10 protein-coding genes are annotated in these 14,052 nt (G+C 61.7%); all 10 read right to left on the reverse strand.

The window, feature by feature from the left end; translation table 11 throughout:
• Positions 1-132: 132 nt before the first annotated feature.
• Entirely contained in the window at positions 133-1,233 is a 1,101-nt protein-coding gene (locus D9V28_RS14540; RefSeq protein WP_121660439.1) for a substrate-binding domain-containing protein, read from the reverse strand.
• A 66-nt stretch (positions 1,234-1,299) separates the two neighbouring features.
• Positions 1,300-2,655: a multiple monosaccharide ABC transporter permease gene (gene mmsB, locus D9V28_RS14545; RefSeq protein WP_121660440.1), complete on the reverse strand. Its 1,356-nt coding sequence runs from the start codon at positions 2,653-2,655 to the stop codon at positions 1,300-1,302.
• Positions 2,652-4,169, reverse strand: coding sequence for a multiple monosaccharide ABC transporter ATP-binding protein (gene mmsA, locus D9V28_RS14550; protein WP_188422845.1), 1,518 nt, complete (start codon positions 4,167-4,169; stop codon positions 2,652-2,654). The genes mmsB (D9V28_RS14545) and mmsA (D9V28_RS14550) overlap by 4 nt, the downstream gene beginning before the upstream one ends.
• A 301-nt stretch (positions 4,170-4,470) precedes the next feature.
• The gene (gene araA, locus D9V28_RS14555; RefSeq protein WP_121660442.1) at positions 4,471-5,988 is read right to left on the reverse strand and encodes an L-arabinose isomerase; all 1,518 of its coding nucleotides are present in this window, start codon (positions 5,986-5,988) and stop codon (positions 4,471-4,473) included.
• Positions 5,981-6,715, reverse strand: coding sequence for an L-ribulose-5-phosphate 4-epimerase (locus D9V28_RS14560; RefSeq protein WP_121660443.1), 735 nt, complete (start codon positions 6,713-6,715; stop codon positions 5,981-5,983). Before D9V28_RS14560 ends, araA begins: the two co-directional genes overlap by 8 nt.
• Positions 6,712-8,385 (reverse strand): ribulokinase, encoded by a 1,674-nt coding sequence (gene araB / locus D9V28_RS14565; RefSeq protein WP_121660444.1) that lies wholly within the window; start codon positions 8,383-8,385, stop codon positions 6,712-6,714. Before araB ends, D9V28_RS14560 begins: the two co-directional genes overlap by 4 nt.
• A 64-nt stretch (positions 8,386-8,449) precedes the next feature.
• On the reverse strand, positions 8,450-9,775 hold the full coding sequence (locus D9V28_RS14570; RefSeq protein WP_121660445.1) for a sugar ABC transporter ATP-binding protein: 1,326 nt from the start codon (positions 9,773-9,775) through the stop codon (positions 8,450-8,452).
• A gap of 68 nt (positions 9,776-9,843) precedes the next feature.
• Entirely contained in the window at positions 9,844-11,085 is a 1,242-nt protein-coding gene (gene mmsB, locus D9V28_RS14575) for a multiple monosaccharide ABC transporter permease (protein ID WP_121660446.1), read from the reverse strand.
• A gap of 31 nt (positions 11,086-11,116) precedes the next feature.
• Positions 11,117-12,646, reverse strand: a complete 1,530-nt coding sequence (gene mmsA / locus D9V28_RS14580; RefSeq protein ID WP_121660447.1) for a multiple monosaccharide ABC transporter ATP-binding protein — start codon at positions 12,644-12,646, stop codon at positions 11,117-11,119.
• Between the two features lie 98 nt (positions 12,647-12,744).
• Positions 12,745-13,818 (reverse strand): multiple monosaccharide ABC transporter substrate-binding protein, encoded by a 1,074-nt coding sequence (gene chvE, locus D9V28_RS14585; RefSeq protein WP_183086567.1) that lies wholly within the window; start codon positions 13,816-13,818, stop codon positions 12,745-12,747.
• Between the last annotated feature and the right edge of the window lie 234 nt (positions 13,819-14,052).

Here is a 14,052-nt window from a genome sequence, read left to right on the forward strand (position 1 = left end):
CAGTCGAGCGCAATGACTCAGTTGTGGTCCGTTATCAGATTGTGAGCGATCACAGTTTGCCCGGGTTCGCTGGCGCAGCGAAAGGCCGGTGGACTCTGGCCCACCGACCTTTCGAGTGCTGCGTCGGCCGCTTTACTGCCGGGTCAACGGCTCGAGTGTCGGGTCGTTCGCATAGGCTTCAGCCGCGTTCTCCTTGGTCACAATCTGCGGTGGCAGGAGGTAGGCAGGAACGACGATGACACCGTTATCGTATGACTCGTCGTCATTCGTCTCGATCTCTTCGCCCTTCTGCGCTTGCTGGACCATGGTGATCGCCTGGGCAACCAGCGCACGGGTGTCCTTATTGATTGTCGAGTACTGCTCGCCAGCCATGATCGACTTGACCGATTCAACCTCTGAGTCCTGACCTGTCACAATCGGGATCGGCTTACCCGCGGCCTTCACGCTGGTGATGATTGCGCGGGCGAGGGTGTCGTTGGGAGAGAGCACCCCATCGAGTTCCGCTGTGCTGTAGTTGGCGGCCAGGAGGGTGTCCATCCTGTCCTGCGCATTCTTGGCCAGCCATCCGGCTGTCGACGTTTGTTTGATGTCGGTTTGCCCTGACACCACGTTGAGCGTCCCGTCATCGATCTTCGGCTGCAGCACCTTCATGGCACCACCAAAGAACACAGCTGAGTTGGCGTCGTCAGACGAACCGGAGAACAACTCGATGTTGTACGGGCCTTCCGGTTTCTTGGCAGCCATTCCGTCGAGAAGTGCCTGCCCCTGAAGTTCGCCGACTTTTTCGTTGTCGTACGCGACGTAGTAGTCAACATCTTCCGTGTTGAGGATCAACCGGTCATATGCGATCACGATGGCCCCAGCGTCGCGAGCCGCCTTCACCTGGCTCGACAGCTGGCCGCCGTCCTTCGCCCCGATGATGATGACCTTTGCGCCCTTGGTGACCATGGACGAGATCTGGTTCTGCTGGTCCGGCACGGTGTTTGTCGCTGCGGCGTACTGGACGTCGCCATCAAAGCCGGCCTCGGCGAGCCCGTCCTCGAACAGTTGGCCTGCCAACACCCAGTTCTCCGAGGTCTTGTCCGGAAGGGCGACACCGATGACGGCATCTTCCGCGAACCCAGACGCCTCTTCGGTCGAGCCTGATCCGGACGATCCCCTGGTGGAACACCCCGTCACCGCCAGGGCCGCTGTGACGGCTATCGCCGACGCGGCAAGTGCAAATTTTCGCATGGGTTTCACTTCCTTGTGCTTGGTGGATATGCCGGGTGCCGTGTGCACTCGGAACTATCCCGTTTTTCAGTTCGGGGTAGTGGACTGTGAGCGCGAGGTCTCTTCCGCGCTGCCTGTCGGTGCGACTGACGGGCGTTCGATCGGTACTGCGTTCTGGTCACCGGGAGAGGGGTTCTTGCGGTTGCGCCTCAGAAGTCCGCGAAGCGTCGGCCTGCCCTGCCGCTTGCTGTAGACATCGATGCCAACGGCGAGAAGCAAAACGAGGCCCTTGATGATCTGCACCCTGTCGACTCCGACGCCGAGCAGCTGCAGGCCGTTGTTCAGCACGGCGATCACGAGGCCTCCGACGATCGACCCGACGATGGTTCCAATTCCACCCGAAACCGCAGCGCCACCGATGAAGACAGCGGCAATCGCATCCAGTTCCCAACCGACACCGTCTCCAGGACCGGATGCCACGGACCTCGCGACCGCGATCATTCCGGCCAGTGAAGCGAGGACCGACATGTTCATCATGACGAAGAAGTTGATCCGCTTGGTCTTCACACCGGAAAGTTCGGCCGCGTGCCAGTTGCCGCCGACCGCGTAGATGTGCCTGCCGAAGGTGGTGTTGCGCGTGACGAACGAGTACACCAGTACGAGCACCCCGAGGATGATGCCTGAGACGGGGAAGCTTGTGCCGATGCGACCTCCGGCGAACAGCAGCGTGGCGTAGACGACGATGCCGAGAAGGATGACGATCTTGACGATGCTTACCCAGAGTGGAGCTTTTTCGGACCCCATCCGGGTCTGGGTGCGCCGAACGCGAATCTCCTGAATCACAATGACAACGGCGACGGCCAGCCCCAACAGCAGGGTCGGGTTGCTGTAACCGATGTCCGGGCCGAAATCCGGAAGGAAGCCTCCGCCGATGATGGTGAAGGCGTCGGGAACGGGAACCGTCGCCGAGTTGCCGATGAACTGGTTTCCGCCGCGGAAGATGAGCATTCCGGCGAGGGTCACGATGAAGGCGGGAACTCCGACGTATGCGACCCACCAGCCCTGCCAGGCACCGATCAGCGCCCCGATGACCAGCCCGAGAAGAATGGCGAGCGGCCAGGGCAAATTCCAGCTATTCATCGACGTCGCCACGATGATGCCGGTGAACGCTGCAACCGATCCGACGGACAGGTCGATGTGTCCGGCGATGATCACCATGACCATGCCGATGGCGAGGATCAGGACGTATGCGTTTTGGTTGACCAGGTTGATCAGGTTGGTGGGGTCGAGGGTCAAACCCCCGGTCGCGATCTGAAAAATGACGACGATGACGACGAGCGCACCGAGGATGCCGACCTGCCGGCCGCTCGACTGTCCGCCGCCAAACATTTTGCCGAGTTCCCGAAGGCCACCCGACCGCTTCTGCTGGGTTGTCGTGCTCATCGACTCACTGCCCTCTTTGACGTCATGTTCTTCATCAGGGTTTCCGGGTCCGCCTCTGCACTCGGCAGGTCGGCGGTGATGGTGCCTTCGAAGATCGTGTAGATCCGATCCGAAACACCAAGGAGCTCAGGCAGTTCAGATGAAATCATGATGATTCCTTTGCCCTGCGCCGCGAGATCACGAATGATGCCGTAGATCTCGGTTTTGGCACCGACGTCGATGCCTCTGGTCGGTTCGTCGAGGATGAGCAGGTCAGGATCGGTGAACATCCACTTGGCTAAAACCACTTTCTGCTGGTTGCCGCCTGACAGCTTGTTCACGCCTTCGTCCACGGTCGGCGTCTTGATCCGCAGGCTCGTGCGGAACCGCTCAGCAACCGTGTGTTCAGCGACCTTGTCGACGACGGAGCCCTTCGAGATTTTCGACAGTTTGGCCGAGACGATCGAGCGTTTGATGTCATCGAGCAGATTGAGCCCGAGCGATTTGCGGTCCTCGCTGACATAGGCGATCCCGTGATCGATGGCCTCGCTCACGTTTCGAAGCTGGATCTCCTTGCCGTCCTTGAACACGCGGCCGGAAAGGTAGGTTCCGTATGACCGGCCGAAGATACTCATCGCCAACTCGGTGCGTCCGGCTCCCATCAGCCCGGCGAAACCGACAACCTCACCGCGGCGAACCGTGAAACTCGAGTTCTTCACCACCAGACGCTCGGTCGTCAACGGATGCTGCACCGTCCAGTTGCGGACCTCGAAGAACACCTCGCCGACCGTCGATTCGTGCTCGGGGAAGCGGTTCTCCAGCACCCGGCCAACCATGCCCTGAATGATCCGGTCTTCGTTGACGCCGTTCGCCACCACGTCGATCGTCTCGATGGTCTTGCCGTCACGGATGATCGTGATCGAATCAGCAACCGCTTCGATTTCGTTGAGTTTGTGCGAAATCATGATCGAGCTGACGCCCTTGCCTTTGAGCCCGCGAATGAGGTCGAGCAGGTGCTGCGAATCGGCTTCGTTCAGCGCGGCAGTCGGCTCATCGAGAATGAGGAGCTTGACCGACTTGTTGAGCGCCTTGGCGATCTCAACGAGCTGCTGTTTGCCGACGCCGATGTTCTTGATCTGAGTGTCGGGGTCATCGGACAGGCCCACCCTGGCGAGCAGCCCGATCGCTTCGGTCTTGGCAACTTGCCAGTCGATGATCCCGCCGCGACCCGGCTCGTTGCCGAGGAAGATGTTCTCGGTGATCGACAGTTCGGGAATCAGCGCGAGTTCCTGATGGATGATCACGATGCCGGCGTGCTCACTCGAGCGAATGTCCTTGAACCTCATCTCCTGGCCCTGGTAGATGATGTCGCCCGAGTAAGTTCCGTACGGATACACACCGGACAGCACCTTCATGAGCGTCGACTTCCCCGCACCGTTTTCACCGCAGATGGCGTGGATTTCGCCGGCCTTCACCTCGATCGAGACTTCGGAGAGCGCCTTCACTCCCGGAAATTCCTTGGTGATCGACCTCATTTCGAGGATCGTTGGATTCGCCGTCACCGAACACTCCCTTGTGTTGCCGACATTCGCCGGTCGTTCGGGGCCAGCGGTTGTGCTCGGATACCCCGCGTTCTCGCGGAATCTGAGACGCCACCGTATGACTCGACTCTGAGTAAACGACATCTGGCGAGCGCCGTCAACGCTTCGACACAATTTCGTGACCTTTGCTCACGACACACAAATTGCGTTCGGCACCTGAAAAGGGACGCTTAACGCGACAAGCGGATGCTGCCGGTCAGCAGCATCCGCTTGTCGCGTTATCGATTTATTGCGGTTAGAACCCCTGGGCCAGGCGGTAGTACGCGTTGTTCCAGCGCGCTTCGCGAGCGAAACCATCGAGGGTGGTGTCGTTGTCGATGACGAGGAGCTCGGTGCCCGCGATCTCCGCAAAGTCGCGGAACACGTCGATGCCGACCGCGTTTGTCATCACCGTGTGGTGCGCGGCCCCAGCGGTGAGCCAGGCGGCAGCCGAGGTGGCGAACGACGGCTGCGGCTTCCAGACCGCACGGCCGACCGGAAGGTTGGGCAGTGCTTCAGCTGGCTCGATCACATCGACGACGTTCGCGACCAGACGGAAGCGGTCGCGCATGTCACTCATGGCCACGACGACGGCCGGGCCGGCGTCAGCGGTGAAGACCAGGCGAACCGGGTCTTCCTTGCCTCCGATGCCGAGCGGGTGGATCTCGAGCGTCGGCTTGGCCGATGTCAGGCCTGGGCTGACCTCGAGCATGTGCGCTCCAAGGATTTGCTCCTCACCGGGAATGAGGTGGTAGGTGTAGTCCTCCATGAGCGAAGCACCACCGGGCAGGCCGGCACCCATAACCGATGCGGCTCGAACCAGGATGGCGGTCTTCCAGTCACCCTCAGCTCCGAAGCCGTACCCATCGGCCATCAGCCGTTGGACGGCGAGCCCAGGCAGCTGCTTGAGTGCACCGAGGTCTTCGAACGAGGTGGTAAATGCGCCGAAGCCGCCCTCTTCGAGGAACGACCGCAGTCCGATTTCGATCGCGGCGCCGTCGCGCAGGGACGAGTGGCGGTCGCCACCATTGCGAAGTTCGGGCGCTACGTCGTACAGCTCTTCGTACTCAGCCACGAGCGAATCGATGTCGGTCTCGGAAGCTGCAGCGACAGCATCCGCCAGTTCATTCACTCCCCAGGTGTTGACCTGAACACCGAACCGCAGTTCAGCCTCAGTTTTGTCACCCTCGGTGACCGCGACGTACCGCATGTTGTCACCGAAGCGCGCGAGTTTGAGCTCGTGTGTAGCGGCCCAGCCGGCCGCCGCGCGCATCCAGGTGCCGACCTGCGCCGTGACGGCCGGGTTCGAGACGTGGCCGACGACGGTTTTGCGTGAGACGCCGAGGCGGGTCTGGATGTAACCGAACTCACGGTCGCCGTGGGCGGCCTGGTTGAGGTTCATGAAGTCCATGTCGATGCTCGACCAGGGCAGTTCAACGTTCGCCTGGGTGTGCAGGTGCAGCAGCGGCTTGCGCAGTGCGTCGAGGCCGGCAATCCACATTTTGGCCGGCGAGAACGTGTGCATCCAGGCGATGAGGCCAATGACACGGTCGTCGGCGTTGGCGTCGAGCGCCGCACGACGAATCGACTCGGAATCCTTGAGTACCGGCTTCCAGACGATCTTGACCGGAACATCGGATGCTGCGCCGAGCGCACGCGCGATTTCCTGCGACTGGTCGGCGACCTGCTTCAGCGTCTGGTCACCGTAGAGGTTCTGGCTTCCGGTGAGGAACCAGACTTCGTACGAGTCGAGCGATGTTGAGAGTTTAGGCATGAGGGTCTCCTTGAGAGTCGGCGAGGGCGCCCTGCGGCGCCTGTCCGTAGACGTTCTGGTAGCGGTCGAACAGGGAATCGATGGCGGGCTGCGGAATCGGAACAGGAGCGCCGAGTTGACGGGAAATGTGCACGGTGCGTGCAACATCCTCAACCATGACGGCGGCCTTGACGGCGTCTTTCGCGTCCTTTCCGATGGTGAACGGTCCATGGTTGGCCATCAGGACGGCTCGGCTGCGGTGACCGCGAAGTGTCTCGACGATGCCGCGACCGATCGAGTCGTCTCCGATGATGGCGAACGGTCCGACCGGGATCTCGTCCCCGAACTCGTCTGCCATGGCCGTGATCACACATGGGATGGGCTCGTTGCGGGCTGCCCACGCCACCGCGTAGGTGGAGTGGGTGTGCACCACGCCGCCAACCTCCGGCATATTCCGGTAGACGTATGCGTGCGCCGCTGTATCGCTCGACGGGGATCGATCGGAACCCGGGGTGCCGGGAATGACGTTCCCGTCAAGGTCGCACAGAATCATGTTCTCGGGAGCGAGGTCGTCGTAGCTCACGCCGGAGGGTTTGATCACGAAGAGATCCGCTCCTGGGACGCGGCCGGAGACGTTGCCCCCCGTCCAGACGACGAGGCCATAACGCACGAGTTCACCGTGCAGTCGAGCGACATCAGAGCGGACCCGCGCGATGGCGACTTCGGTTTCGGGAGCAAAGGTACTCACGCGAGGGCCTCTCTCTTCAACTGGCGCAACCGGTGCATCACGTCGTTGCCACCTCGACCGAAGTAGTCATGCAGTTCGCGGTATTCGGCGAACAGCCTGTCGTATGCCTCAGCGGCTTTCTCGTCAGGGGTGAACACATTTTTGTGAAGTTTGCCCATGACCTCCCCTGCCGCCCGAACGTCCGCGTATGCACCGGCGGCAACGGCCGCGTGGATGGCGGAGCCGAGTGCGGGCCCCTGGTCGCTTGCGATGGTGGAGATCGGCATTCGCAGAATGTTGGAGTAGGTCTGCATCAGGAACGGGTTCTTCTGCAGGCCACCGGCAACGATGAACTCGGTGACGGGAACGCCCGAGGCGTTGAACGTCTCGACGATGACACGGGTTCCGAAGGCTGTGGCCTCAAAGAGCGCCCGGTAGACCTCTTCGGTTCGGGTGGTGAGGGTTGTGCCGACGACAACACCTGACAGTTCGTGGTCGACGAGCACCGAGCGGTTACCGGAGTGCCAGTCGAGCGCGACGAGGCCGTGCCCGCCGACCGGCTGATCCTGGATCAGGCTCGTCAGGTACTGGTGAATGCTGAGGTCGGCCTCTTCGGCGGCCTCGTAATACCCCGAAGGCACCTGATTCTGAACGTACCAGGCGAAAATATCGCCAACCCCGGACTGTCCTGCTTCGTACCCATACAGCCCGGCGACGATTCCGCCGTCGACGACGCCGCACATTCCTGGCACCTCAACGAGTTGGTCGCTGTTCATCACGTGGCAGGTGGAGGTGCCCATGATGGCCACCATCTGGCCCGGCTGCACGGCGCGGGCGGCCGGAGCTGCCACGTGTGCGTCGACGTTGCCAACGGCGACGGCGATGCCCTCGCGAAGCCCTGTCCATTCGGCGGCCTGGGCTGAGAGTCGGCCTGCCGCGTCTCCGAGCTGGCCAATCCGGTGCTCAACCTTGGTCTCGACAAAGTCGGCGAAGTCGGGGTTGAGCAGAGCGAGGTAGTCCCGACTCGGGTACTGGCCGTCCTGGTAGATGCCCTTGTATCCGGCCGTGCACGCGTTGCGCACGTACTCTCCGGTGAGCTGCCACACGATCCAGTCGGCGGCTTCGACCCAGTGATCCATCTTCTGGTACAGCTCGGGGTCCTCTTCGAGCAGCTGCAGTCCCTTGGCGAATTCCCATTCGCTCGAGATCAGCCCACCGTAGCGGGGCAGCCAGCTTTCTCCCCGGGATGCCGCCAGCTCGGTGATGCGGTCCGCCTGCGCCTGTGCGGCGTGGTGCTTCCACAGCTTCACATAGGCGTGCGGACGGTCCGCGTATTCGGGCAGCTCATTGAGCGGCGTGCCGTCAGCGAGAGTGGGAACCATTGTGCAAGCGGTGAAGTCGGTGCCGATGCCAATCACGGCTGCGGGGTCGATGCCGGCGATCTTCACGGCCTCGGGCACGGCGGACTTGAGCACATCGACGTAGTCCTGCGGAACCTGAAGAGCCCAGTCCGGCGGCAGGCGCTTACCCGTTGCGGCCAGTGTGGTGTCCATGACCGCGTGCGGGTACTCGAGGACAGCGCTGCCGAGCTCGGCACCGTCGGAAACGCGCACCACAACAGCCCGACCGGAGAGGGTGCCGTAGTCAACTCCGATGACGTAGCTCTCCTGTGTTTCTGATTTCTCGGTCACAGTGCCGACTCCTTTGTTCTGCGTGTACCCCGGGAAGGGCTCGACTGTACTGTCATGGTTGTTCTCAATTCTCAGATTGTGGATAAGTGCGGAGGCGGTACGCTGCGAGGCCTAAAGCAGACACATTCCCCCCGCGAAGTTCAGTCGAAATGCGGGTGCCGGCCTGCAGCAGGATCCGGTCGCTCAGGTCGATCAGCTGCATGGCATCCGCCGCCTCGAGGAGAACGGCGATTCCGACGTCTGCCAGGCCCTCGATCAGGGTTCGCCGTTCAGTCACCTCGGTCGGCGACAGCCCGGAGAACGGTTCGGTGAGGATAGCGACGCGCGGCGGCTGCGCGGCCCAACCGGCGAGAACCTCGTTCATATCTGACGTTGAAGGCCGGGACGGCGCTCCGGGGATCACCTCGAGGAGCATTGACGGCGCCCGACGCGGAACGTATTCACGACGCCTGTCGATGATTCCCAGTCGTGCGAGCCGGGCGAGGGACGTTCCTGAAACACTCGTCGGAACTCCGCCGATGATGCCGACGTCATACGTGGGCGGATGCTCGGAAATGAAGAGCACTCGAGCGGCGATCGCGCGCTCAACCGTGGACAGGTCCACCGGGTTGCCGTCCACAAACATCGTTCCCGTCACCGCCCCACCGGTGGAGGCACCGAAGATCCCGAGGGCCAGGTCCTGCGCTCCCCCGAGCCCGATGATCTCTCCGGCCCGAACGGTCAGGGATGCGTTCTCAACCCTGACCCGTTCGCGATGAACGGGATCGCACACCGTCACGTTCTGCAGTTCGAGGACGATCGGCCCGAGCACGCGGACCGGCCGCTCGGCGGACGCGGCATTCCCGACGAGGGATTTTGCGAGCTGCGCTGCGCCGTCTGGTTCAGCCCAGTCGACCAGATCCCCATTTCGAACCACGGCGACGAGGTCGAACGCCCTCACCCCGAAGTGCAGGTCGGGTAGAGAATCGACGGCCACGAAAACCCTGGTCGTTCTCGCCGCGTGAGCGAGAACCTCGAGCCACCGACGGTGTTCATCCACAGTGAACCGTGACTGACGATCATCGATCAGAACGTGCTCGGGCGAACGCGCGAGCGCTCGAGCCAGTTCAACCGCGCGGCGCTCAACAGGGTCCAGGTCAATTGCCGCGCTGCTCGGAGCCAGGGACAACCCAACCCTCGCGAGCAGTTCGGCCGCCCGACGGTCGAGCGTTGCCTTCCGGAGAAAAAATCCGCCGGACGACTCCGTGCCGAGGAGGACATTGTCTCCGACGCTCTGGAACGGGAGGATCAGCGATTCGACGCCGACAGCAGGAGCACCTGCCCTCTCGGGCAGCCCGCCGAGCACGGCGATCAACCGTGCGCCGTCCGGCATGTCCCCGCCCAGTGGCATCCGCTTCTCTCTCCCAAGGACAAGGTCCCGGCCGCCAACGCTTCACGCGGGCGACCGGAACCCACCGCCTACTTGCCGCCTGAGCGACGCTTGTTGAAAACGTCGAAGGCGACCGCGAGCAACAGCACGAGGCCCTTGACGGCCTGCTGCCACTCGATGCCGAGGCCGAGGATCGACATTCCGTTGTTGAGGACACCGATGATCAGACCACCGATGATGGCGCCACCGATGGTTCCGACTCCACCCTGCACAGCTGCTCCACCGATGAACGCTGCGGAGATGGCCTCGAGCTCGAATCCGTCACCTGCCTTCGGACCGGCGAGGTTGAGGCGAGCCGTGAAGATGAGGCCGGCGAGGGCCGCGAGGACACCCATGTTCACGAACAGCAGGAAGTCGGTCTTGCGGGTCTTGATGCCTGAAAGCTCGGCAGCGTGACGGTTGCCACCGATCGCGTAGACGTGGCGACCGAAGACACTGCGGTTCATGATGATGCCGTAGATCAGGACCAGCACAGCCAGCACGATCAGCGTCACAGGGATGCCCTTGTACGAGGCAAGAGCGTATGCGAAGAAGCCGATGGCCAGCGTGATGAGGACGAGCTTGGCGACGAACCAGACGATCGGCTCGACGTCCTGGCCGTACTTCTGTCGGCCGGCACGGGTGCGGAACTGCCCAACGATGAGGGCGACGACAGCGGCGGCGGCCACGATCAGGGTGAGTGGGTCGAGGTCGAGGTCACCGAAGACGTTGTTGAGGAAGCCGTTTCCGAGGGCACGGTATTCGGTCGGGAATGAACCGATGTTGGCGTTTCCGAGAACGACGAGGGCGAGACCGCGGAAGATCAACATGCCGGCGAGGGTCACGATGAACGCCGGTATGCCGACGTAGGCGATCCAGAAGCCCTGCCACATTCCGACCAGCGCGCCAATCGCGAGCGACATGATGATGGAGAGCCACCATGGCAGACCCCAGGTCACGGCGAACACACCGGAACATGCACCGACGAATGCGGCGACAGATCCGACCGAGAGGTCGATGTGGCCCGCGATGATGATCATCACCATGCCGATCGCCAGAACGAGGATGTACCCGTTCTGGACGATGAGGTTGGAGATGTTCTGCGGGCGCAGGAGGATGCCGTCCGTCACGACAGCGAAGAACAGGATCACCGCGAGCAGCGCGAGGAAGATTCCGTTCTTGCCGAGGTCGGCGAGCAGGTGGCTGAGCCAGCTGGTGAATTTGTTTTCAGGGGGATTGATTCGTCCGCCGGCGGCGATTTCCTCGGCCGCCGGGGTCTGGGTGCTTGACATGTCGTGGTTCTCCTTGGTGGTGCCGGGCGCGCTAGCGCGGCTTTTCCATGGTCATGAGCTTGAGAAGGGATTCCGGGTTTGCTTCCTCGATCGGAAGTTGCCCAGTGATGCGCCCCTCGCTGAGGGCGTAGATGCGGTCGCAGATGCCGAGGAGTTCCGGCAGCTCGCTCGAGATGACGATGATGCCCTTGCCCTGGGCGGCCAAATCGTTGATGATCGCGTAGATCTCGTACTTGGCTCCGACGTCGATTCCGCGGGTCGGCTCATCGAGAATGAGCACGTCCGGGTCAGCGTAGATCCACTTGGACAGCACAACCTTCTGCTGGTTTCCGCCTGACAGTTTGCTCGTTTTGGCCAGCACGGTCGGAGCCTTGATGTTCATGCTCTTCCGGTAGTCGTTCGCTACCTTGTATTCCTCGTTGTCGTTGACGAGGCCATTCGACGACAGCTTGTCGAGGGATGCGAGGGCGATATTGCGCTTGATGTCCTCGAGCAGGTTGAGTCCGTAGTGCTTACGGTCCTCCGTGGCGTAGGCCAGTCCGGCGCCGATCGCTTCCGAAACGGTGCGGGTGCGGATCTCTTTCCCACGCATGAAGGCCTTGCCGGAGATCTTGCTTCCGTAGCTGTGACCGAAGAGACTCATCGCAAACTCGGTTCGTCCAGCACCCATCAGTCCAGCGATCCCGACAATCTCACCGGCGCGAACGTCGATGTTGACGTTGTCGACCATCACCCGAGTTGGATCCTGCGGGTGATGCGCTGTCCAGTCTTCGACCCGGAAGATCTCCTCGCCGATGTTCGGAGTGTGGTCCGGGTACCGGTGCTCGAGGTCACGGCCGACCATGTCCTTGATGATGCGCTCTTCGGTGACATCCGTCTTCTGGATGGTCTCGATCGTCTGGCCATCGCGAATCACCGTTACGGTGTCTGCAACCTTTTTGATCTCGTTGAGCTTGTGGCTGATGATGATCGACGTGATGCCCTGCTCCTTGAGGTGCAGGATCAGGTCGAGCAGGTGATCCGAGTCCTCATCGTTGAGGGCGGCGGTCGGCTCATCGAGAATGAGGAGCTTCACCCGCTTGGAGAGGGCCTTGGCGATCTCGACGAGCTGCTGCTTGCCGACACCGATGTCCAGGATTTTCGTCGTGGGGTTTTCCTTGAGGCCGACGCGCGCGAGCAGCTTCGCTGCCTCGTGATTGGTCTTGTTCCAGTCGATCAGGCCAAGAGCGCCGGTCTGCTCGTTGTTGAGAAAGATGTTCTCGGCGATCGAGAGGTACGGGCTGAGCGCCAGCTCCTGGTGGATGATGACGATGCCCTTGGCCTCGGAGTCGCGAATGTCCTTGAATTCAACGACCTCGTCCTCGAAGACGATGTCACCCGTGTACGTTCCGTGCGGGTATACCCCGGAGAGGACCTTCATCAGGGTGGATTTGCCCGCCCCATTTTCGCCGCAGATGGCGTGGACCGTGCCGCGCCCTACGTCGAGTGTGACATCCGACAACGCTTTCACGCCGGGGAATGTCTTGGTGATGCTGCGCATCTCAAGGATGTTTGTGGTCACTTTCGCACCTTTTCCATACCGATACCTGCTTCATTGCATTCGAGTGCCGGTGAGGGAGAGTCGCTCTCCCTCACCGGCCTCAGTCGAAAAGAGGGGTGTTAGCCGATCTCTTCCGCGGTCCAGTAACCGGAGTCAACCAGAACCTCGTTGACGTTGTCCTTGACAACGATCTGCGAGTCGAGGAGGTAGGACGGCACAACGAACTTGCCGTTGTCGTAGTCCTCGGTGTTGTTGACCTCAGGCTCTTCGTCGTTCAGGACAGCAACGGTCATCTCAACGGCAGCGGTTGCAAGCTTGCGCGTGTCCTTGAAGATGGTCGCGAACTGCTCGCCCGAGTTGATGGCCTTGACCGAGTCAAGCTCAGCGTCCTGGCCAGAGATGAACGGCCATTCTTCACCGGTGGTGTAGCCGGCGTCGGTCAGAGCCGAGATGATTCCACGTGAGATGCCGTCGTACGGCGAGAGGATTCCGTTGACCTTGGTGCCGTCGGAGTAGCTCGAGGTGAGGATGTTCTCCATACGCTTCTGCGCGGTTTCGCCGTCCCAGCGGAGGGTGGCGGCCTGCTCGAAGTCGGTCTGGCCGCTCTTGACGACGAGCGTGCCTGCGTCGATGAACGGCTTCAGGGTGTCCTGAGCGCCCTCCCAGAAGAACGTGGCGTTGTTGTCGTCGGGCGAGCCGGCGAACATTTCGATGTTGAACGGCCCAGCGGGTGCGCCATCGACGGCCTTGCCCTCGAGGTCTACGAGGCCGAGTCCGTTGAGGACCGAGTTGGCCTGCTGCACGCCGACCTTGTAGTTGTCGAACGAGGCGTAGTAGCTGACGTTCTCGGTGTCACGGATGAGGCGGTCGTATGCGATGACCGGGATCTCAGCGTCAGCAGCGTCCTGGAGGACCTGCGTCAGTGTGGTTCCGTCGATCGACGCGATGATCAGGGCCTCTGCGCCCTTGGTGATCATGTTCTCGATCTGTGAAACCTGGGTGGGGATGTCGTCTTCTGCATACTGCAGGTCAACCTTGAAGCCCTCAGCTTCGAGCTGTTCCTTAACGGCGTCGCCGTCCTGGATCCAGCGTTCGCTCGACTTGGTCGGCATAGCGACGCCGACGAGAGCGCCTCCGCCTTCACCTTCGCCTTCCGCGCCGCCCGATGAGCACGCTGCGAGCGAAACGACCATTGCGCCGGCCGCGAGTGTTGCGATCAGTACTTTCTTCACTGTGTTTACCTCTCTGTAATCGGTGCCATGGACGTCTTTGTCGCCTGGTGACCCAGACAGGATGGTGTTCCGCGCGAGCAGGCTGCGTCCATGAAGGCAAGCTCTCATCGATTGAAGATCGATGCGCGGGTGACCGTGAAAGTAGTAATGGTTCTCTGTGATCGACTCCGACTTTCATGAAGTCGATCTCAGCAA

Source organism: Mycetocola zhadangensis (assembly GCF_003668565.1).
In the GTDB taxonomy this organism is placed as follows: Bacteria; Actinomycetota; Actinomycetes; order Actinomycetales; family Microbacteriaceae; genus Mycetocola_A; species Mycetocola_A zhadangensis.

Bases quoted from the DNA above. Each gene is read 5' to 3' on its own strand.
- mmsB (WP_121660446.1), bottom strand. From the start codon at position 11,085: ATGTCAAGCACCCAGACCCCGGCGGCCGAGGAAATCGCCGCCGGCGGA.
- mmsA (WP_188422845.1), bottom strand. From the start codon at position 4,169: ATGAGGTCGATCACCAAGGAATTTCCGGGAGTGAAGGCGCTCTCCGAA.
- chvE (WP_183086567.1), bottom strand. From the start codon at position 13,818: ATGGTCGTTTCGCTCGCAGCGTGCTCATCGGGCGGCGCGGAAGGCGAA.
- araA (WP_121660442.1), bottom strand. From the start codon at position 5,988: ATGCCTAAACTCTCAACATCGCTCGACTCGTACGAAGTCTGGTTCCTC.
- D9V28_RS14540 (WP_121660439.1), bottom strand. From the start codon at position 1,233: ATGCGAAAATTTGCACTTGCCGCGTCGGCGATAGCCGTCACAGCGGCC.
- D9V28_RS14570 (WP_121660445.1), bottom strand. From the start codon at position 9,775: ATGCCACTGGGCGGGGACATGCCGGACGGCGCACGGTTGATCGCCGTG.
- mmsB (WP_121660440.1), bottom strand. From the start codon at position 2,655: ATGAGCACGACAACCCAGCAGAAGCGGTCGGGTGGCCTTCGGGAACTC.